The organism is Amycolatopsis sp. cg9 (genome assembly GCF_041346945.1).
Taxonomy (GTDB): domain Bacteria; phylum Actinomycetota; class Actinomycetes; order Mycobacteriales; family Pseudonocardiaceae; genus Amycolatopsis.
In genome coordinates this window covers 5,225,295-5,244,585 of sequence record NZ_CP166850.1, presented here as the reverse complement: position 1 = coordinate 5,244,585, position 19,291 = coordinate 5,225,295, and the positions used below count along the sequence as shown (strand labels likewise).

Genomic DNA, 19,291 nt, shown 5'->3' with positions numbered 1-19,291 from the left:
AACCCCTTATCCGCGGTGGTCGAATCGTGGTCCAATCCCCCGGACAGAGGGGAGTCACCATGACCGCCGCTCCGCACCCGTATCCCTACGGCCCGACGCCCGCGCGGCCGCCCGCCGACCCCGGCGGGTTCTTCCGGCTGCTCGCCGGGATGTTCGGCGCTGTGGCCGCGGCCCTCGTGGTGGCCGGGTCGTTCCTGCCGCAGACGTCGTTCGAGCAGGTCGTCGACGGCAAGAGCGAGAGCAGCCAGACGATCAGCGCCTGGACGCGTTCGTTCTCCGTCGAACCCGGCGAGGAAGCGAAGAAGTTCTACGAGAACACCCACGTCGCGCGCTACGGGATCCCGCTCACCGCCGGCGCGGTGGTGCTGCTGGCCGGGGCCGGGCTGGCCTTCGCGGGCCGGCGCCGCTCGGCGGGCCCGGGCGTCCGCGACGGCGCCCGCACGGCACTGGTCGCCGGCGGCGCCGGGGTGGCCGCGGCGGTGTGGATGCTCGGCATGGACGTGTCGGCGACGTTGAGCTACGAGTCCGGCGAAGGCACGGTCCAGTCGCACTACGCGACCGGAACCGGGTTCTGGCTGCTGCTCGGCGGCGGGGCGGTCGCGCTGGTGGCGCTGGTGTTCGCGGTGCTGGCCGGGCGGCGGGCACCCGCGCCCGCGCCGGCCGGTCCCGGTGGGCCGCCGGGGCCGTACCAGCAGCAGTCGCAGCCCTACCCGGTTCCGCCGCCGCAGTACGGTGCGCCGCAGTTTCCGAGGCAGGGTTACGGCGGCCAGGGTTACGGGGCACCGCCGTCCCAGCCCTTCCCGGCGCAGCCCCAAGCCGGGCCGTACGGCGCTCCCCAGTCCCAGCCGTTCCCGGCCCAGCCCCAAGCCGGGCCGCCCACCCCGGCGCACGGCACGCCGCGGTCCCAGTCCTTCGGCGCCCAGCCCTACGGCGGCGCGGCTTCCGAACGAAGCGACGACGAGCCGGTGTCCGGCGACCTGTCGTCGCGGCTTGACGATGCCTACGGCGGCGCGACCCAGGCCCACCCGCCGCCGAAGCAGGAGCCGACCGAGCCGACCTACCAGCTCCCGCCGCTGAACCCGCCCAATACGTGAAAGATATTCACATCAGACTGGACATCTGACGTACCGACGGTATGGTGTACTCGTCGGTAACCCCTGCGCGGCGTCGCGCGGACTCCGGACGCCGCGGAACGGAGACGTCATGACCAGCACGACCCCCGCGAACACGGTCGAAGACACCCCTTTGCCACCGACCGTCGGCGGCGTCGCCGGGGCGCCCGGCTCGGCGCGGGCGGCCCAGCTCGTCGCCCGCGTGGCCGGCGGGGCGGACTCGGCGCCGATCCGGATGACCGCGCCCTTCACCGGGCAGCCGATCGCGACGCTGCCCCAGGCCACCGACGCCGACGTCCGCGCGGTGTTCGCCGGCGCGCGCACGGCCCAGCGGGCCTGGGCGGACCGCTCCCCCGCCGAGCGCGCCCGCGTGCTCACCCGGCTGCACGACCTGGTGCTCGCCCGCCAGGACGAGGTGCTCGACCTGGTCCAGGTCGAAGCGGGCAAGGCGCGGCTCGACGCGTTCGACGAGGTCAGCGCGACCGCGCTGGTGGCGGCCTACTACGGCAGGCACGCGGCCAAGATCCTCGCCCCGCGGCGCGTCGCCGGTGTCATCCCGGGCCTGACCCGGGCCGGGGAGATCCGGCACCCCAAGGGCGTCGTCGGGATCATCTCGCCGTGGAACTACCCGCTGGCGCTGACCGCGATGGACGTCCTGCCGGCGCTGGCCGCGGGCAACGCCGTCGTGCAGAAGCCGGACAACCAGACCGCGCTCTCGGCGCTGTGGCTGCACGAACTCGCCGAAGAAGCCGGGCTGCCCGCCGGGACCTGGCAGATCGTGCTCGGCCGCGGCTCGAAGATCGGCACCGCGCTGGTCGAGGAATCCGACTACCTCTGCTTCACCGGCTCCACGCCGACCGGCAAGGAACTGGCCGGGCAGGTGGCGAAGCGGCTCACGTCGTACTCGCTGGAGCTCGGCGGCAAGAACCCGATGATCGTGCTGCCCGACGCCGACGTCGCGAAGGCCGCGACCGGCGCGGTGACGGCGTGCTTCTCCTCGGCGGGCCAGCTGTGCGTGTCGGTCGAGCGGATCTACGTCCACGAGGACATCCGCGAGGAGTTCACCCGCGCCTTCGTGGCGAAGACCGCGGCGCTGAAGCTCGGCGGCGCGCTCGACTACCACGCCCAGATGGGCTCGCTGACGTCGGAAGACCAGCTCGCGACGGTGTCGGCGCACGTCGAGGACGCCCGGGAGAAGGGTGCTTCGGTGCTCACCGGCGGCCGCGCCCGGCCCGACCTCGGGCCGCTGTTCTACGAGCCGACGGTGCTGTCGGGCGTCACCCCGGACATGCTGCCGTTCGCGGAGGAGACCTTCGGGCCGGTCGTCTCGATCTACGGCTACACCGACGTCACCGAGGCCATCGACCAGGCCAACGACACGCCGTTCGGGCTCAACGCCAGCGTCTGGTCCCGCAACGGCCGCGCGGGCTGGGAGGTCGGCGCGCGCCTCAAGGCCGGCACGGTCAACGTCAACGAGGGGTACGCGGCGACGTTCGGCAGCGTCGGCGTGCCGATGGGCGGCATGAAGGACTCGGGCGTCGGGCGCCGCAACGGCGCCGAAGGCCTGCTGAAGTACACCGAGTCGCAGTCGATCGCGCTGCAGCGCGGGCTGGCGCTGCGCCCGCCCCGCGCGGTGCCGGGTTCGCTGTGGTCGCGCGGGATGACGTTCGGCATCAAGGCCCTCCGCCGGCTCCCCCGCTGAGGCGCCTCACGCGTGTTCGGAGGCCGGGGCGGTCAGCAGCCCCCGGTCGTAGGCGATCGCCACGGCCTCCGCACGCCGGCTCGCGCCCAGCTTCGCCATCACCCGGGACAGGTGCACGCTCACCGTCTTCTCGCTGATGTAGAGCTCCTCCCCCACCTGCCGGTTGGTGCGGCCCAGCGCCACGCGCTCCAGGACGTCGCGCTCGCGATCGGTCAGCGGGTCGGTGACCGGGCGGGCCGGCGCGGCCGGTTCGACGCCGTCCAGCTCGACCCGCGCGCGGTGCGCCAGGTCCCGGACCGCGTCGCGCAGCGGGAGCGCGCCCAGCCGGACCGCGACCGCGTGGGCCGCTTCGAGCGCGTCACCCGCGCCGGTGTCGCCGGCCAGCAGTGCTTCGGCCTCGTGCCAGCGGCAGATCGCCTGCTCGTAGACGGCGCCGTAGCCGAACGCCTCCGCCGCGACCGCCCACTTCGCCGCGTCACCCCGGCCGGACAGGCAGGACGCCGCGGCTTCGAGCCGGGCCAGCCAGGCCCGGCCCTCCGGCCCGAGCGTGCCCGAGCGCGGCTGCCCGACGACCGAGCACATGCGGCCGTGCGCCAGGATCCGCTCGCCCGCCGCCACCGCCGCGTCCACCGCCGCCGAGTCGCCGCGGACCCGGGCCTCGGCGGCCAGTGCGGCCGCGGCCGAAACGCCGAGCGCGGCCACCCGGATGCCGGCCAGCAGGCCGGGTTCGATCCGCTCCAGCCAGCCGATGAGGTCTTCGGCCCGGCGCACGGCCTCGGCGTGCTCACCGCGCCAGTACGCCAGCTCGATCCCGGCGCCGCCCACCGACAGCGGGATCTGCATGTCCGCCGTCCAGTGCTGCCGCTGCCCGGCGACGAGCTTCGCGGCTTCGTCGAACCGGCCGCGGGCGACGAGGAACAGCGACCAGATGGCCAGGATCCGGGCGGCGACCGCGCTGGACACCCCGCGCCCGGCCCGCCCGGCACTCTCGTCCGGCCAGTCGCCCATCAGGTACCGCAGCATCAGCTGCCGCGCGCGCAGCTCCAGCCCGTAGACGCTCCAGCTCAGCCCGGCCTCTTCGGCCCGGGCGACGCCGCGGGCCGCGTGGGCCAGCGCTTCGGCGAACTCGCCCTGGTCGTCGTGGCTCAGCGCCAGGAAGTAGGTCGCGCGGATCTCGGTGTTCAACGCCCCGGCGTCCCGCGCCTTGCGTTCGGCCTGCCGCAGCCGCTCACGGGCCTCGGCGGCGTCGCCCGCGGAATCGGCCAGCGTGCCCAGGGTGACCAGCGCCGACGCCTCCGCGCCCGCCGCGCCGACCGCCTGCGCGTCGGCGACCGCGGTCAGCGCGCTGTCCAGCGCCTCCTCGGGCTTGTCGAGGATCCGCAGGAACCCGGCCCGGCTGGCCAGCACCCACGCCCGCGTCCCGCTCGGTTCGCCGTCCTTCACCAGGTCCCAGGCCCGGTCGATGGCCGCCGTCGCCTCGTCGAGCGTGCCCTCCAAGGCCAGCAGCGACTCGGCCAGCCGCCGCCACGTCTTGGCCGCGCGGTCCACCGCCGTGTCGGGGGTCAGGGCCCGGGTGGCCGACCGCGCGAAGGCCGCGGCCCGGTCGGGCTCGCCGGACGTGCCCGCGAAGTACGACGCTTCGTGCAGGAGCCGCAGCTCGTCGTAGCCATCGGGCCGGTCCGCCGCCGGAACGGCGTCCCAGATGGACAGCGCCTGCTCGACGTGCTGCAGCGCCGAGCCGGGCGCACCCAGCTTCTCGGCTTCGTCCATCGCGCGCAGCAACGCCGGCAGCGCGGTGACCAGGTCGCTGCTCTGCATCGAGTGGTAGGCCAGCTTCGCGTCGTGCCCGCGGCCCTGCGGCCGGGCCTGGATCCGCGCGGCGTACGCGGCGTGCGTGCGCGACCGCTCCCCCGGCAGCAGGTCGCCGTACACCGCTTCCTGCAGCAGCGCGTGCCGGAACGTGTAGGAACCGTCGGAGAGCACCACGAGCACGTGGTGCTGGACGGCTTCGCGCAGTGCCTCGTCGAGCTCCAGCTCCCCCAGCCCGGAGATCTCCGCGAGCGCGGCGTGCATCACGGGCTCGTTGGCCACCGAGATCACGCGGACCACCCGGCGCGTGTCCGGCGAGAGCCGCTCGAGCCGGGACAGCAGCACCTCGGCCAGCCCGGCGGGCAGGTCGTTGCACTCGGTCTTGGTGGCGAGCAGCTCCTCGGCGAAGAACGGGTTGCCCTCGGAGCGGCTGACGATGTCGGCCACGACGTCCGCCGGCAGCGGCTCGTCGGCCAGCGCCTCGACGAACTTGCGGGCGTCGGCGGCGCCGAAGGGGTGCAGGTCGACGCGCTCGACGGTGGCGAGGCGGACCAGTTCCGACAGGAGACCGCGCAGCGGGTGGCGCCGGTGGACGTCCTCCTCGCGGTAGCTGCCCACGACCAGCAGCCGCTGCGCGCGCAGCCGGCTCAGCAGGAAGGACAGCAGGTTGCGGGTCGACGCGTCGGCCCAGTGGAGATCCTCCAGCAGGATCACCACCGGGCGCGACTCCGCGACCTCGGTCAGCACCCCCAGTACCGCGTCGAACAACTGCAGCTGACCGAGATCCTGCTCGGGCCGGGGACGCACCATGGTCTCCCGGTCGTTCGAGGTCATCGGCGGGTGTTCGGCCGCCCGCGGCTCCTCGAAACCCTGCCCCTGCGGCAGCAGCCGCCCGAGCGCGGGCCGGGCCCGCACCGCGGCCGCGACCGCCGTGTCCGTCGCCGCGCCGAGGGGGGCGAGCGCCTCGGCGAACGGAAGATAAGGAAGACCGCCTTCGCGGACGTCGATGCAGCGGCCGGTGAGCACCAGCGCACCGCAGCCGTCGACGTGCTCGCCGAGCGCGGTCAGCAGCCGGGTCTTGCCGACCCCGGCGTCCCCCGAGAGCAGCACCGCGCCGGCTTCGCCACGTTCAGCCCTGGCGAAGGCGGCGCGGAGCCGCCGCATCTCGTGGGTACGGGCGACGAGCGGGATTCCGGAGCCGAGTCGGGGCACGAGGAGCATTGTTGCCTACCCCACCGACAATCTCGCGGGGGTTTGGGTGGCGAAGCCCCCAACCTGGGGCGAAGCCCCGGATGTCACCGACAGTTTCCGACCGCTTATCGCCTTGGACACCATCTCGCCGCCTCTACCGGGCGGTCTCGCCGACGCCCGCGGTCTCCCGCGTGGCTTCGCGGCGCTCCTGCGCCGGTACGTCGACGTCGGTGCGCGCGGCCCGGAAGTGCCGGGCGGCGCGGCGGGCGCGGACGGCCCAGGCGCTGCGCCCGGCCTTCCGCAGTTCCTCGGCCCGGTACGCCGCTTCGGCGCGGACCGCGTCGAGCATCAGATCGCTGTGCATCGTGTTCCCCTTTGTCCCCGAGTTCACCGGTTGGTAGCACTCAGGTTCGTCCTGAGGGGGTGGCTCAGGCATCGGGTGATCACGCAGCCCTGAACGCGAAAAGACCCCTTACTCCCGGTCGAGCCCAGCTCGGCGGGGGTAAGGGGTCTTCGTGGACGGCCTCAGCCGTGCGTGTGGCCGCCGGTCCGCACCGCGGCCAGCAGCCCCCGCCAGCCCGACGCGGGCAGGCGGAACGCACCACCTTCGGGGTCCTTCGAGTCGCGCACCGCGGCGCCGCCGTCGACGAACGCGACCTCGACGCAGTCGTTGCCGCCACCGCTGTGGCTGCTCTTGCGCCACCGCGCCCCGGACAGATCTGCTTCCATGGTCCCCACTCCTTACTGTGTCCTCGGTTCCAGATGGTGCACCGGAGCCGGAACGGCAGCCTGTTCGGCGAACCGTCCGGCGGCCTCGGCGATCAGATCCACCGAGTCGTCCGGCTTCAGTGCGGCCGCGCGCAGATGGTCGAACATCAGCCCGTAGCGCCGGACGTCTGTGGGTTCCTCCAGGTAGAGGCCGCTGGACGTGCTGTCGTCGACGTAGACGACGTCCGGATCGGCCTGCTCGGGAAAGCCCATGATCAGGAAGGGGCCTTCCATCCCGGGGTGCGCGCCGGCGCCGAACGGCACGACCTGGACGGTCACGTTCGGTTTCTCGGCGACCGCGACCATGCGGTAGAGCTGCTCGGCCATCACCTCGGGGCCGTCGACCACCCGGCGCAGCACGGCCTCGTCCATCACCGCCCAGTACTCCGGCGGCGGGGTCTCCGACAGCAGTTCCTGGCGCGCCATCCGCGCGGCGACGCGGCGGCGGATCTCGGCGTCCTCGGCGTCCGGCCGCAGCGCGCGGATCACCGCGCGGGCGTACCGCTCGGTCTGCAGCAGCCCGGGCACCAGCAGCGCCTGAAACGCGCGCAGCGAGCTGGCGTCGGCCTCGAGCCCGACGAAGGTGCCGGTGAAGACCTCGTTGTAGGCGTGCCACCAGCCACGTTTGCGGGCCTCCCTGGCCAGCTGGACGAGCGCTTCCTGCTCGTCGCCGGTGATGCCGTAGAGGGCCAGCATGTCGCGGGCGTCACGCGGGGTGACGCCGACGTGGCCGGTCTCGATGCGGCTGATCTTCGAGGCGGAGCATTCGAGCTTTTCGCCGACCTCGTCGATGGTCAGGTCCGCGGCTTCCCGCAGCCGGCGCAGCTCGCCCGCGAGCCTCCGGCGGCGAACCGTGGGGCTCTGTCCCCTTGCCATCGCGCACCTCCGGATGTCGACGGCGTCGTAGCCGTTCGGTCGCTGCCAGTATCCAACCACGGCGGTCGTGCAATAACACCGGCACTATTCCCGCCCGGCCGTCCGGGCGGAAATCTGCAATTTGCAGAATGCTCTTGTATGCTCACGGCCTGCACTGCCCAGGACGCGCGCGAGGCCCGGCGGTTCCGCCCCCAGCCCCCGCCCGGCCCTGTTGAGCAGCGTAGACGATGGATCCGCGGCTCGCCGCGTGATCATCGGGAGAAGAGGTCCGGGGCCGTCCCCCGATCGGTCCCGGCCCTCTCCACCCGGCTGACTGCCCTTTTGCGGCGGGGGATATTCCGCCAATTTGTCGCCCGTAGGGGTGATTTCCGAGCCGCACTCAGAGGACGCGCAGGAGTCCTTCTTGGACGACCGTCGCGATGAGCGTGCCGTCCTCGGCGAAGAACCGGCCCGTGGCGAGGCCGCGGGCGCCGGACGCCGTCGGCGAAGCGCTGTCGTAGAGGAACCACTCGTCGGCGCGGAACGGCCGGTGGAACCACAGTGCGTGGTCGAGGCTCGCGCCGAGCACCTTGTCGGTGTCCCAGTAGACGCCGTGGCGCGCGAGCACGGAGTCGAGCAGCGTCATGTCCGAGGCGTAGGTGAGGACGCAGACGTGCAGCAGCTGGTCCTCGGACAGCTTCCCGTCGGCGCGCATCCACACCTGGTTGCGCGAGGGCCGCTCACCGGTCTCGCGGGTGATCCACGGCGGTTCGTTGACGTAGCGCACGTCGATCGGCCGCGGCCGGCTGTGCGCGCCGATCGCGTAGCCCTCGGCGCGCTCCATGAGCGTCGGCAGCGTCTCCGGCGCGGGGATGCCTTCGGGCATCGTCTCGGCGTGCTCGATGCCCGGTTCGTCCTTCTGGAACGACGCCGAGAGCGAGAAGATCGCCTTGCCGTGCTGGACCGCGACGACCCGGCGGGTGGTGAACGAGCGGCCGTCCCGGATCCGGTCGACCTCGTAGACGATCGGCACGCTCGGGTCGCCGCCGCGGATGAAGTACGCGTGCAGCGAGTGCACCCGGCGTTCCTCGGGGACCGTGCGCCCGGCCGCGACCAGCGCCTGGCCGGCCACCTGACCGCCGAACACGCGCACCGGCGAGTGGGCCGGCGAGACGCCGCGGAAGATGTTCTCTTCGATCTTCTCCAGGTCGAGCAGCGCGATCAGGCGGTCGAGCACCGGCTGGCCGCCACCGGGCTGGTCGAGTTCGGTGGCGGCCGTCCTGGCCATTTCAGTCATGGCAGGACCTTACGTCCATACTGAGCGGTCGGTCCCTCAAGCGTGGTCGTCTTCACCGAGCCGGTGCACGCGGATCAGGTTGGTCGACCCGACGGTCCCCGGCGGGGAACCGGCCACGATGACGACCAGGTCGCCCTTCTGGTACTTGCCCATCTCCAGCATCGCGTGGTCGACCTGCTGGATCATCTGGTCGGTCGAGTCGACCTTCGGGACGATCCGGGTAGTGGTGCCCCACGTCATCGCGAGCTGGCTGCGAACCTCTTCCTCGGGCGTGAACGCCAGCAGCGGCAGCCGGGTGTGCAGCCGGGCCAGGCGGCGCACGGTGTCACCGGACTGGGTGAAGGCGACCAGGGCCTTCGCGTTGAGCCGCTCGCCGATGTCGCGGGCGGCGTAGGAGATCACGCCGCGCTTGGTGCGCGGGACGTGCGAGAGCGGCGGGACGACCGGCGAGTCGGTCTCGACCGCCTCGATGATCCGGCCCATCGTCTGCACGACCTCGATGGCGTACCGGCCGACCGAGGTCTCGCCGGACAGCATCAGCGCGTCGGCGCCGTCGAGCACCGCGTTCGCGACGTCGGAGGCCTCGGCGCGGGTCGGCCGGGAGTTGTTGATCATCGACTCGAGCATCTGCGTCGCCACGATGACCGGCTTCGCGTTCTCGCGGCAGATCTGGATGGCGCGCTTCTGGACCAGCGGCACCTGCTCCAGCGGCAACTCGACGCCGAGGTCGCCGCGGGCGACCATCACCGCGTCGAAGGCCAGCACGATGGCTTCGAGGTTGTAGACGGCCTCGGGCTTCTCGATCTTGGCGACGACCGGCAGCCGGCCCTTGCCGACCCGGTCCATCACCTGGTGGACCAGGTCGATGTCGGCCGGCGAGCGGACGAAGGAGAGGGCGATGAAGTCGACGCCCAGCTCGAGCGCGAACTCGAGGTCCTCGATGTCCTTGTCGGACAGCGCCGGCACGGAGACGTCCATGCCGGGCAGCGAGACGCCCTTGTTGTTGCTGACCGGGCCACCCTCGGTGACCTCGCACACGACGTCCGGGCCCTCGACGCCCTTGACCACCAGGCCGACCTTGCCGTCGTCGACGAGCAGGCGGTCACCGGGCTTGGCGTCCCGCGCCAGGCCCTTGTAGGTGGTCGAGACGCGGTCGTGGGTACCGGCGACGTCCTCGACGGTGATCCGCACGACGTCGCCGTTGTGCCACTCGACCGGCCCGCCGGCGAACGTGCCGAGGCGGATCTTCGGCCCCTGCAGGTCGGCGAGGATGCCGACCGCGCGGCCGCTCTCCGCGGCCGCGGCCCGGATCAGGTCGTAGACCTGCTTGTGGTCGCTGTGGCTGCCGTGGCTGAAGTTCATCCTGGCCACGTCCATGCCGGCATCCACGAGGGCCCGCATCTTCTCCGGTGTAGCGGTGGCAGGGCCCAGGGTACAAACGATCTTCGCGCGTCGGCTCACGTCTGCACAGGGTAGTCCCTCTTCGCGCGTTCGTCTGTACCGATCCCGAAAAGTTCAGAAAAACTGTTCAGAAACCTGTCCCGTCCAGCTGGTCAACGCCGGGGTTGCGCGCTGGGTCCGATCCGGTCGCGGGCCCACTCGTTGAACTCGCGCAGCTGCCGCCAGGCCTTCTTCACCCGTTCGAGGGCGCCCCGCTCGTGCAGGACGTCGTCCGGTTCCCAGGCCCGCACCGCGTACACCGAGCGGTAGCGCAGCAGGTCGAGGCGCGGGTGATCGGCGTCGAAGCCGCGGGGTTTCGACTTCAGCCGGTCGCCCTTGACCTCCCAGCCCGACTTCTCGAGCTTGGCGAGGATCTTCTCGAGCGCCTCGCCGTGCAGCTCGGTGTCGACGGCCTGCCGGAACCGGGCGAGCTGGTCGGCGGCCAGGTGGAAGCAGCCGCCGCCGACGCGCAGGCCCTCGGGGCCGACCTCGACGTAGTAGGCGCCGCCGCCGCGGCCCTGCTCGATCACCGCGCCGCAGTGGGTCTTGTACGGCGTCTTGTCCTTGGCGAACCGGACGTCCCGGTAGGGGCGGAACACCTTGGGCTCGCCGAAGCCGTCCGAGAACTCCGGCGCGAGCTCGGCGAGCAGTGCTTCCATCGGGGCGCGGACGTCGGACTTGTAGGTCTCGACGTGGTCGTCCCAGTAGGGCTTCGAGTTGTCCTCGACGAGGCCGTCGTAGAAGTCGACGGCGTACTCGCCGAATCCGCTGAACTTCACGCCCGCGACAGTAAACGGGGGCACCGACGAGTTTCGCCGGTGCCCCCGTGCGCGCTACTTCGCGACGGCCGTGATCAGCTCGCCGTCGGTGGTGTCACCGGACAGCTCCCAGAACATCGCGCCGCCGAGCCCCTGCGCCTTGGCGTAGGAGACCTTGCCGGCGATGGTCGACGGGGTGTCGTAGCTCCACCAGTTGCTCCCGCACTTGGCGTACGCGGTGCCGGCGACCGTGCCGGTCGACGGGCACGACGTCTTGAGCACCTTGTAGTCCTCGATGCCCTGCTCGTACTTGCCGGGCGCCGGGCCGGTCGCGGTGCCGCCCGGGGCGTCCTGCGTGACACCGGTCCAGCCGCGGCCGTAGAACCCGATGCCCAGCAGCAGCTTGTCCGACGGGACGCCCTTGCCCTTGAGCTTCTGGATCGCGGCGTCGGAGTGGAAGCCCGCGGTGGGGATGCCGTCGTACGACGTCAGCGGCGAGTGCGGGGCGGTCGGGCCCTGCGCGGCCCACGCGCCGAAGTAGTCGTAGGTCATCACGTTGTACCAGTCGACGTACTGCGCGGCGCCGCCGTAGTCGGCCGCGTCGATCTTGCCGCCGTCGGTGCCGTCCGCGGTGATCGCGGAGGTGACCAGCTGCGAACCGAACTTGGCGCGCAGCGCGCCCATCAGGTTCTTGTACGCCGCCGCACCGCTGGTGTCGCAGCTCAGGCCACAGGCGTTGGGGTACTCCCAGTCGATGTCGATGCCGTCGAAGACACCGGCCCAGCGCGGGTCGTTGACCAGGTTGTAGCAGGAGTCCGCGAACGCGGCCGGGTTCTGCGCCGCCTGCCCGAAGCCACCGGACCAGGTCCAGCCGCCGAAGGACCAGATCACCTTGAGGCCGGGGTGCAGCGCCTTCAGCTTCTTCAGCTGGTTGAAGCTGCCGGCGAGGGGCTGGTCCCAGGTGTCGGCGACGCCGTCCACGCTGCCCGCGGCGTCGTAGGTCTTCTGGTAGTCGGCGTAGGCGTCGCCGATCGCGCAGCCGCCGTTCGTCACGTTGCCGAAGGCGTAGTTGATGTGCGTCAGCTTGCTCGCCGAACCCGACGTCTCGATGTTCTTGACGTGGTAGTTGCGGTCGTAGACACCCCATTCGGTGAAGTAGCCGACGACCTTGCCGACGGACGCCTGGGTGGCTTCGGTGGCGGCGGAGGCCACCGGGGCGGTCGCCGCCCCCGCGACCAGGCCCGCGACGGCGGCCACCGTCAGCAGCGCCGAGAAGCTCTTCCTGCGGGACATGCGTTCTCCCTCCGGAGAATTACTCACGGCTGCGTTGCCGGAGTGGTGAGGACCACACCACCGTAAGTGGACTAGACCATTAGGTCAATGGTTCAGACCAAGCAGCCCGGTGGTCGGGTCGTGCATTCCTTGACAGGAATATGCCCGGCGGAGCACATTTCGGGGGTGATGCAGACCTTCGAGGTGCTGGCCGAACCCCGCCGCCGCACGATCCTGGACCTCCTCCGCGACGGCGAGCGCTCGGTCGGCGAACTGGTCGACGAGCTGGAGCTCAGCCAGCCCGCGGTGTCGAAGCACCTGCGGGTGCTGCGGGAGGCCGGCCTGGTGACGGTCCGGGTGGCGGCGCAGCGCAGGTGCTACGCGCTGAGGCCGGAGCCGCTGGCGGAGGTCGACGCGTGGCTGGCGCCCTACCGGCGGTTCTGGGGCGAGCGCCTCGACGCGCTGGAGCGCCGGCTGGACTCGACCGACCCGCGCTGACCTGACCCGGAGGTCACGAACGGCTCCGCCGAGGTCGCGAATGACTCATTGGGGACCTCGGAGGTCCCCAATGAGTCATTCGCGACACCACAGCAGCAGCCGGCACCACCCGACCTCACCGGGAACACCGGCCTGAAACGCCGGGCGCCGGATCAGGCAAGGGAAGCTCAACCGGGCCACTCGCGCGGCTGGGCGGCGTCAGGGCTCCCGGGGGCGGCTCGAACGGGCCACTCGCGCGGCCAGGACGGCTCGAAAGGGCAACCGGGCGGCCGGGGCGGCGTCAAGAGCGCTCGGCTTCCGGGAGCGGCTCGAACGTGATGCCGCGCTCGGCCGCGCGGCGCTCGCCCCACTCGTACAGGGCCGTCAACGCCGGGCGCAGCTCCTCCCCCACCTCCGTCAGGTGGTACTCGACCCGCGGCACCCGGCCGGCGAACTCCACCCGCCGCACCAGGCCGTCCGCCGCCAGCTCGCGCAGCTGCTGGGTCAGCATCTTCTCGCTCACCCCCGGCATCCGGCGCCGCAGTTCGCCGTAGCGGTGGGCACCTTCCTTCAGGTGCGCCAGGATCACCGGCTTCCACTTGCCGCCGATCAGGTCGACCGCCAGTTCCGTCGCGCAGTGGTACCGCTTCACGTCGTGCTCCCTACGCACCGGAAAGTACGTGCTTGCCGCCACCACCCGGCCGCTGGTTGCCTGGCCGGGTGATCGTCGACTACTTCCGCTACACCGTGCCAGAAGCCGCGCGGGCCGACTTCGAAAAGGCCGCGGCCGGGCACCACGTCGAGCGCGCGCCCGGCCGGTACCTGGTGCGCGCCACGCCGGCCTTCGGCGGCATCGAAGGCTTCACGCCCGACGGCGAACCCGAGCGCTACGAAACCACCACCCCCTCCCTCTACGACTGGGCCGGCGGCCGCGAAGCCCTCGTGCGCCTGCTGACGATCTTCTACCGCCACGTGCGCGAAGACCCGCTGCTCGAACCCGTGTTCCGCGGCATGGACCCGCACCACGCCGAGCACGTCGCGGTCTGGCTCGGCGAGGTCTTCGGCGGGCCGCCGGCCTACTCCGGGAGCCACGGCGGGCACGCCCACATGATCGGCCGCCACCTCGGCCGCGGCATCACCGAGCAGCAGCGCCGCCGGTGGGTGTCGCTGCTGCTCGACGCCGCCGACGAGGCGGAGCTGCCCGGCGACCCCGAATTCCGCGCGGCCTTCGCCGGCTACGTCGAGTGGGGCAGCCGGCTCGCCGTCGTCTTCTCCGCCCCGGGCGCCGAGCCGAACCCGCACGAACCGGTCCCGCAGTGGGACTGGCCGATGCCGCCCTGGCAGCCACCCGCGCCCTAGCCGCATAGTGAGGGCAGTCGAAAGGAGGCTGCCCTTGATCCGGGTGGACGGCCGGACCCTCCGGTGCGCGGACGTCGTGACGGCGGCGCGCACCGAGGGCCCGCTGGGCATCGACGTCTCGATCGCCGCGCAGCGCGCGGCCGAGCACGCGTGGAAGCTCGCGGAAGACCTGAGCACGCGGCGCGTGGTCTACGGCCGGACCACCGGCGTCGGGGCCAACAAGGACGACACCGTCGAAAGCTCGCGGGAACACGGGCTGCGCCTGCTGCGCAGCCACGCGGGCGGCAGCGGCGACGTGCTGCCGGCCGGGCAGGTCCGGGCGATGATGCTGATCCGGCTGAACCAGCTGCTCGCCGGGCGGTCCGGGATCAGCCCCGAGCTGATCGGCGCGCTGGCCGAAGCGGTCCGCTCCGGCGCGCTGCCGCTGGTGCACCGGCTCGGCGCGATCGGCACCGGCGACCTCGCGCCGCTGGCGGAGACGGCGCTGGCGCTGACCGGCCAGCGAGCGTGGGTCACCGGGCACGTGCCGCCGGTGCCGGTGCTCGCCGGCGACGCGCTGGCGTTCATGAGCAGCAACGCCGCGACGCTCGCCGAAGCGACCCTCGCGGCGATGCGGCTGGACGCGCTGACCCGGGCGAGCCACGCCGTCGCGGCGCTGACGTACGTCGCGCTCGACGGCAACCCCGAGGCCTACGCGACGCCGGTGCACGAGGCGCGGCCGCACGCGGGGCAGGTCGCCTGCGCCGCGGAAATGCGGCGGCTGCTGGGCATGCACCAGACGCCGAAGCCGGGGCGCCGCATCCAGGACCCGTTCGGGCTGCGGGCGTTCCCGCAGGTCCAGGGCCCGGCGCTGGACGCGATCCACTACCTGCGGGACGTGCTCGCGGTCGAGATCAACGCGAGCACCGAGAACCCGATGATCTCGACGGTGCACGGCGACGCCTACCACCACGCGCACTTCCACACGGCGTACGTGTCGACGGCGCTGGACCAGGCCCGCGCGACCGTGCACCAGGTGGCGGAGCTGTCGGTGGCGCGGCTGGGCGACCTGGTCGAGCCGGAGTTCACCGGGCTGCGGCCGTTCCTCGCGGCGGGCCCGGCGGGCAGCTCGGGCGTGATGATCCTCGAGTACGTGGCGCACGACGCGCTGACCGAGCTGCGGCAGGCGGCACTGCCGGCAACGCTCGGCACGGCCGTGGTGTCCCGCGGCATCGAGGACCACGCGAGCTTCTCGACGCAGGCGGCCCGCGCGGCGACGGCGGCGTGCCAGGCCTACCAGCAGGTCCTGGCGTGCGAGCTGGTCGCGGCGGTCCGCGCGCTGCGGATGCGCGACGCGGATCTGGTGGACCTGCCGGTGCGCGACGCGTTCGAGCTGGCGTCGGAGGTGCTGGACGAGAGCACCGACGACCGGCCCCTGACCGACGACATCGCCGCCGCGGTCGGCGTCCTGGAACGGCTCGCGCGGATCTGAGGAAACCGTGAACCCGAATCGCCTGTTCCGCCGGCGACGGGACAGATGGCCTCACTACAGGCAGGCGGTTCATGAGTTCACCAGGTGAAGCCGGGGACGGGGACGACCGGCACGGTGGTGAGCCAGGGCATCGTCGACGCCGTGCGGCAGCGCCCTTGAAATGCCACGAGGGGCACCTTCACGGCGTTGAAAGCCGTGAAGGTGCCCCTCGTGGGCGAAGGCTCAGCCGAAGAAGACTTCGGCTTCCTGGTAGCGCTCGACCGGGACGGTCTTCAGCTCGGCCGTCGCCTCGGACAGCTTCACGCGGACGATGTCCGTGCCCTTGAGGGCGACCATCACGCCGAAGTCGCCGTCGGCCACCGCGTCCACCGCGTGGAGGCCGAAGCGGGTCGCCAGCACGCGGTCGTACGCCGTCGGGGTGCCGCCGCGCTGGACGTGGCCCAGGACCACCGCGCGGGACTCCTTGCCGGTGCGGTGGGCGATCTCGTCGGCCAGCCAGGTGCCGATGCCGCCGAGGCGGACGTGCCCGAAGGCGTCCTTCTCGCCGGTGAGCAGCTTCTCCTCGCCGCCCTCGGGCAGCGCGCCCTCGGCGACGACGATGATCGGCGCGAACTCCTTCTCGAAGCGGCGCTCGACCCAGGAGACGACCTGGTCGACGTTGAAGTGCCGCTCCGGCACCAGGATCACGCTCGCGCCGCCGGCCAGGCCGGAGTGCAGCGCGATCCAGCCGGCGTGGCGGCCCATGACCTCGACGACCAGCGCGCGGTGGTGCGACTCGGCGGTGGTGTGCAGCCGGTCGATCGCTTCGGTCGCGATGGAGACCGCGGTGTCGAAGCCGAAGGTGTAGTCGGTGGCACCCAGGTCGTTGTCGATCGTCTTGGGCACGCCCACGACGCCGACGCCGTCGTCGGTCAGCCGCTTCGCGACGCCGAGGGTGTCCTCGCCGCCGATCGCGATCAGCGCGTCGACGCCCTGGTCGGCCAGGACCTGCTTGATCTTCTCGACGCCGCCCTCGACCTTGTACGGGTTGGTGCGCGAGGACCGCAGGATGGTGCCGCCGCGGGTCAGGATGTCCTCGACGTCGTTGAGACCGAGCGGACGGCTGTCCCCGGTCAGCGGGCCGTTCCAGCCGTTGCGGAAGCCCACGAAGTCCCAGCCGTGCACCTCGATGCCCTTGCGCACCACGGCGCGGATCACCGCGTTGAGTCCCGGGCAGTCGCCGCCGCCGGTCAGCACACCGACACGCATGAGAAGCCTCCGTCTGTTCTCTGGAGATGACAGTCACATTTCGTCGCTCGCCAGAGTAGCGGCTTCCGTCTTGATCGGTGCAGCCCGTACCACCTGCCGAATCGGTCCACGTCCGGCGTGTGCTACGTTGGCGCCGTGCAGCGCTATTTCTGGTTTACGAAGCCGGCCCCGGGTGGGCACGGCGGCGTGAACCTGCGCTGACCGCCACCCCGAGCCGGATCTCCAACCGGCTCGGCGAGTCCCCCGCGGGTCGGTGTCCACCAGGAAGGAACACCCCCGCCATGACGCTCTCCGCCGGGCCCGCCACCATCGGTGACCTCGACGCCGCGCGCACCACGTCGATCAGTCCGCTCATTTCGCCCGCGCTGCTGCGCGAAGACCATCCGGTCGACGCCGCCGTGGCCAAGGTGGTGCGGCAGGGCCGCGCCGAGACGGTCGACATCCTCGAAGGCCGGGACGACCGGCTGCTCGTCGTCGTCGGCCCGTGCTCGGTGCACGACCCCGAGGCGGCCCTCGACTACGCGCGCCGGCTGGCCGCGAAGGCCGAGGAGCTGCGCGGCGAGCTGCACGTCGTGATGCGCGTGTACTTCGAGAAGCCGCGCACGACGCTGGGCTGGAAGGGCCTGATCAACGACCCGGACCTCGACGGCACGTTCGCCGTCAACAAGGGCCTGCGGATGGCCCGGCGGCTGCTGCTCGACGTGTCCGCGCTCGGCCTGCCGGTCGGCTGCGAGTTCCTCGACCCGATCACGCCGCAGTTCATCGCGGACATCGTGACGTGGGGTTCGATCGGCGCGCGCACGGCGGCGAGCCAGGTGCACCGCCAGCTGTGCAGCGCGCTGTCGATGCCGGTGGGCATCAAGAACTCCACCGAGGGCGACGTCCAGGTGGCGATCGACGCGACCCGCGCGGCGGCCGCGAGCCACGTCTTCCCCGGCATCAACACCGACGGCCTCGCGGCCCTGCTGACGACGTCGGGCAACCCGGACTGCCACGTGATCCTGCGCGGCCACAACACCGGCCCGAACTACGACGCGGCGACGGTCGCGGACACGCTTTCGCGGCTGGCGAAGTCGGGCCTGCCGGAGCGGGTGATCATCGACGCTTCGCACGGGAACAGCGGCAAGGACCACGTCCGCCAGGGCGCGGTGGTGCGCGAGCTGGCCGCGCGGATCTCGGCGGGCGAGCGCGGGATTTCGGGCCTGATGATGGAGAGCTTCCTGACCGGCGGCCGGCAGGACCTTTCGCTGGGGCACGCGGAGGAGCTGACGTACGGCCAGTCGATCACCGACGCGTGCCTGGCGTGGGACGACACGGCCCCGCTGCTGGACGAGCTGGCCGAGGCGGTCCGGGCGCGCCGCTGAGAGGTCCCCGGCCTGGGGGTCCCCCGGTTTTCACGTTACCGGGGGACCCCGACAGTTTTCGGCCGTCAGCGCAGCAGCGGCAGTGCCCCGACCAGCCGGTCGACGCGCTTGCGCGGGCCGTGCAGGGCGACGCCGACGCCCTCGATGTCCGCGGTGGCCGTGGCCGCCATCCTGGCCGTGTACTCCTCGTACGTGCGGCAGCTCTGGGCGAGCGCGCTGAAGGCGACCGCGAGGCCGTCAGGATCGGCAGCGGCACGTGGATGATCCTGGCGTGCGTGACGCCGTCCGCGTCCTCGACGTCGGCCGCCAAACCCGCGGGCAGCTCCGTACCGACCACGACCGCGCACTTCACTTCCGGCTCCCGAGGAAGACGCCGGCGAGCACGACGGCTCCGCCGAGCAGCTGGGAAAGGGCCAGGCTCTCCCCCGCCAGCACCACCGCCCAGCCGAGCCCCGCCACCGGGACGACGTTGAGCAGGTTGACCGCGACGCTCGGCTCCAGCCCGCGGAGCCCGTGGTTGTACAGCAGGAAAGCCGCCACCGAGCAGAACCCGGCCAGGAAACCGATCCGCAGCAGGGTGCCGCCGGACGGGACGGTCCAGCGGTCCGCCTCGGTCAGCGACAGCAGGGCGAACCCACCCGCGCCCGCCAGCGTCTGGTAGTACGTCACCACGATCGGCGACGCGCCCGAGCCGTCCCGGCGCGCGACCACGTTGTAGGCCGCCCACGCGAAGCCGCCCGCGACCAGCAGGAGGTCGCCCCACAGGTGGTGGCCGCCGGGCTGGTCCCACACCACCAGCCAGACCCCGGCGAGAGCCACCAGCATGCCCACCAGCCGGACCGCCGACAACGCGGCGCGGCCGGACAGGGCCAGGGTGATGATCGGGTAGGCGGCGACGATCAGCGTCGCGTCGGACGCCGTCGCCAGGTCGACGCCGGCGTTCTCCAGCGCGAAGTACGCCGTGATCCCGAGCAGACCGGCGCCGCCGATGGACAAGCGCTGCCGGGTGGACGGCCGGGGGAAGCGGCGCGCCGCGACGCCGAGGACGAGCGCGGCGAGCACGAACCGCGACGCGCCGAGCGTCATCGGCGGGACCTCCGCCAGCGCCACCTTGGTGACCGCGAACGAGCTGCTCCAGATCAGCGCGGCGGCCAGGACGGCGGCCACC

General features: G+C 72.3%; 18 protein-coding genes. 6 read left to right on the top strand and 12 right to left on the bottom strand.

What is annotated here, in order from left to right; all coding sequences use genetic code 11:
* Nucleotides 1-59 precede the first annotated feature (59 nt).
* Together AB5J73_RS25090 and AB5J73_RS25085 are read left to right on the top strand one after the other, a co-directional pair.
* Complete coding sequence (locus AB5J73_RS25090; RefSeq protein WP_370961127.1) at nt 60-1,094, top strand: hypothetical protein; 1,035 nt, start codon at nt 60-62, stop codon at nt 1,092-1,094.
* A 109-nt stretch (nt 1,095-1,203) separates the two neighbouring features.
* Entirely contained in the window at nt 1,204-2,814 is a 1,611-nt protein-coding gene (locus AB5J73_RS25085) for a succinic semialdehyde dehydrogenase (RefSeq protein WP_370961126.1), read from the top strand.
* A gap of 6 nt (nt 2,815-2,820) precedes the next feature.
* On the opposite strand, the gene AB5J73_RS25080 is transcribed toward AB5J73_RS25085, so the two are convergent.
* The 8 genes from AB5J73_RS25080 to AB5J73_RS25045 all read right to left on the bottom strand — a co-directional run bounded on the left by AB5J73_RS25080 (nt 2,821) and on the right by AB5J73_RS25045 (nt 12,225).
* A complete protein-coding gene (locus AB5J73_RS25080) occupies nt 2,821-5,844 on the bottom strand; it encodes an AAA family ATPase (protein WP_370961125.1) in 3,024 nt (1,007 codons plus the stop codon).
* Between the two features lie 124 nt (nt 5,845-5,968).
* Nucleotides 5,969-6,178 carry a hypothetical protein gene (locus AB5J73_RS25075; protein ID WP_370961124.1) on the bottom strand — a complete coding sequence of 70 codons (210 nt, stop codon included), beginning with the start codon at nt 6,176-6,178 and terminating at the stop codon, nt 5,969-5,971.
* A 161-nt stretch (nt 6,179-6,339) separates the two neighbouring features.
* The gene (locus tag AB5J73_RS25070) at nt 6,340-6,543 is read right to left on the bottom strand and encodes a DUF397 domain-containing protein (protein ID WP_160700128.1); all 204 of its coding nucleotides are present in this window, start codon (nt 6,541-6,543) and stop codon (nt 6,340-6,342) included.
* 12 nt (nt 6,544-6,555) lie between these two features.
* Nucleotides 6,556-7,458, bottom strand: coding sequence for a helix-turn-helix transcriptional regulator (locus AB5J73_RS25065; RefSeq protein WP_086856869.1), 903 nt, complete (start codon nt 7,456-7,458; stop codon nt 6,556-6,558).
* 379 nt (nt 7,459-7,837) lie between these two features.
* Nucleotides 7,838-8,734, bottom strand: a complete 897-nt coding sequence (gene tesB, locus AB5J73_RS25060) for an acyl-CoA thioesterase II (protein WP_370961123.1) — start codon at nt 8,732-8,734, stop codon at nt 7,838-7,840.
* A gap of 36 nt (nt 8,735-8,770) precedes the next feature.
* Nucleotides 8,771-10,195, bottom strand: a complete 1,425-nt coding sequence (pyk, locus tag AB5J73_RS25055; protein ID WP_370961122.1) for a pyruvate kinase — start codon at nt 10,193-10,195, stop codon at nt 8,771-8,773.
* Between the two features lie 92 nt (nt 10,196-10,287).
* Nucleotides 10,288-10,953: a DUF2461 domain-containing protein gene (locus tag AB5J73_RS25050; protein ID WP_370961121.1), complete on the bottom strand. Its 666-nt coding sequence runs from the start codon at nt 10,951-10,953 to the stop codon at nt 10,288-10,290.
* Nucleotides 10,954-11,007: 54 nt separating this feature from the next.
* Entirely contained in the window at nt 11,008-12,225 is a 1,218-nt protein-coding gene (locus AB5J73_RS25045) for a glycoside hydrolase family 18 protein (RefSeq protein WP_370961120.1), read from the bottom strand.
* Nucleotides 12,226-12,393: 168 nt separating this feature from the next.
* Between AB5J73_RS25045 and AB5J73_RS25040 the strand changes: the two genes are divergently transcribed.
* Nucleotides 12,394-12,702, top strand: coding sequence for an ArsR/SmtB family transcription factor (locus AB5J73_RS25040; RefSeq protein ID WP_370973316.1), 309 nt, complete (start codon nt 12,394-12,396; stop codon nt 12,700-12,702).
* A 280-nt stretch (nt 12,703-12,982) separates the two neighbouring features.
* On the opposite strand, the gene AB5J73_RS25035 is transcribed toward AB5J73_RS25040, so the two are convergent.
* The gene (locus AB5J73_RS25035; RefSeq protein WP_370961119.1) at nt 12,983-13,333 is read right to left on the bottom strand and encodes a winged helix-turn-helix transcriptional regulator; all 351 of its coding nucleotides are present in this window, start codon (nt 13,331-13,333) and stop codon (nt 12,983-12,985) included.
* A 68-nt stretch (nt 13,334-13,401) separates the two neighbouring features.
* On the opposite strand from AB5J73_RS25035, the gene AB5J73_RS25030 reads away from it, so the two are divergent.
* Both AB5J73_RS25030 and AB5J73_RS25025 read left to right on the top strand, forming a co-directional pair.
* Nucleotides 13,402-14,040, top strand: coding sequence for a group II truncated hemoglobin (locus tag AB5J73_RS25030; protein ID WP_370961118.1), 639 nt, complete (start codon nt 13,402-13,404; stop codon nt 14,038-14,040).
* 34 nt (nt 14,041-14,074) lie between these two features.
* Nucleotides 14,075-15,511 (top strand): aromatic amino acid ammonia-lyase, encoded by a 1,437-nt coding sequence (locus AB5J73_RS25025; RefSeq protein ID WP_370961117.1) that lies wholly within the window; start codon nt 14,075-14,077, stop codon nt 15,509-15,511.
* 222 nt (nt 15,512-15,733) lie between these two features.
* On the opposite strand, the gene AB5J73_RS25020 is transcribed toward AB5J73_RS25025, so the two are convergent.
* A complete protein-coding gene (locus AB5J73_RS25020) occupies nt 15,734-16,759 on the bottom strand; it encodes a 6-phosphofructokinase (protein ID WP_370961116.1) in 1,026 nt (341 codons plus the stop codon).
* Nucleotides 16,760-17,040: 281 nt separating this feature from the next.
* Between AB5J73_RS25020 and AB5J73_RS25015 the strand changes: the two genes are divergently transcribed.
* Nucleotides 17,041-18,123, top strand: coding sequence for a 3-deoxy-7-phosphoheptulonate synthase (locus AB5J73_RS25015; RefSeq protein WP_370961115.1), 1,083 nt, complete (start codon nt 17,041-17,043; stop codon nt 18,121-18,123).
* A gap of 65 nt (nt 18,124-18,188) precedes the next feature.
* On the opposite strand, the gene AB5J73_RS25010 is transcribed toward AB5J73_RS25015, so the two are convergent.
* Together AB5J73_RS25010 and AB5J73_RS25005 are read right to left on the bottom strand one after the other, a co-directional pair.
* The gene (locus AB5J73_RS25010; RefSeq protein ID WP_370961114.1) at nt 18,189-18,470 is read right to left on the bottom strand and encodes a DUF2000 family protein; all 282 of its coding nucleotides are present in this window, start codon (nt 18,468-18,470) and stop codon (nt 18,189-18,191) included.
* Between the two features lies 1 nt (nt 18,471).
* Complete coding sequence (locus tag AB5J73_RS25005; protein WP_370972826.1) at nt 18,472-19,290, bottom strand: DMT family transporter; 819 nt, start codon at nt 19,288-19,290, stop codon at nt 18,472-18,474.
* Between the last annotated feature and the right edge of the window lies 1 nt (nt 19,291).

Excerpts from the sequence above, each read along its gene's own strand:
- AB5J73_RS25090 (WP_370961127.1), top strand. The coding sequence starts at position 60 with ATGACCGCCGCTCCGCACCCGTATCCCTACGGCCCGACGCCCGCGCGG.
- AB5J73_RS25085 (WP_370961126.1), top strand. The coding sequence starts at position 1,204 with ATGACCAGCACGACCCCCGCGAACACGGTCGAAGACACCCCTTTGCCA.
- AB5J73_RS25080 (WP_370961125.1), bottom strand. The coding sequence starts at position 5,844 with ATGCTCCTCGTGCCCCGACTCGGCTCCGGAATCCCGCTCGTCGCCCGT.
- AB5J73_RS25075 (WP_370961124.1), bottom strand. The coding sequence starts at position 6,178 with ATGCACAGCGATCTGATGCTCGACGCGGTCCGCGCCGAAGCGGCGTAC.
- AB5J73_RS25070 (WP_160700128.1), bottom strand. The coding sequence starts at position 6,543 with ATGGAAGCAGATCTGTCCGGGGCGCGGTGGCGCAAGAGCAGCCACAGC.
- AB5J73_RS25065 (WP_086856869.1), bottom strand. The coding sequence starts at position 7,458 with ATGGCAAGGGGACAGAGCCCCACGGTTCGCCGCCGGAGGCTCGCGGGC.
- tesB (WP_370961123.1), bottom strand. The coding sequence starts at position 8,734 with ATGACTGAAATGGCCAGGACGGCCGCCACCGAACTCGACCAGCCCGGT.
- AB5J73_RS25045 (WP_370961120.1), bottom strand. The coding sequence starts at position 12,225 with ATGTCCCGCAGGAAGAGCTTCTCGGCGCTGCTGACGGTGGCCGCCGTC.
- AB5J73_RS25040 (WP_370973316.1), top strand. The coding sequence starts at position 12,394 with ATGCAGACCTTCGAGGTGCTGGCCGAACCCCGCCGCCGCACGATCCTG.
- AB5J73_RS25020 (WP_370961116.1), bottom strand. The coding sequence starts at position 16,759 with ATGCGTGTCGGTGTGCTGACCGGCGGCGGCGACTGCCCGGGACTCAAC.
- AB5J73_RS25015 (WP_370961115.1), top strand. The coding sequence starts at position 17,041 with ATGACGCTCTCCGCCGGGCCCGCCACCATCGGTGACCTCGACGCCGCG.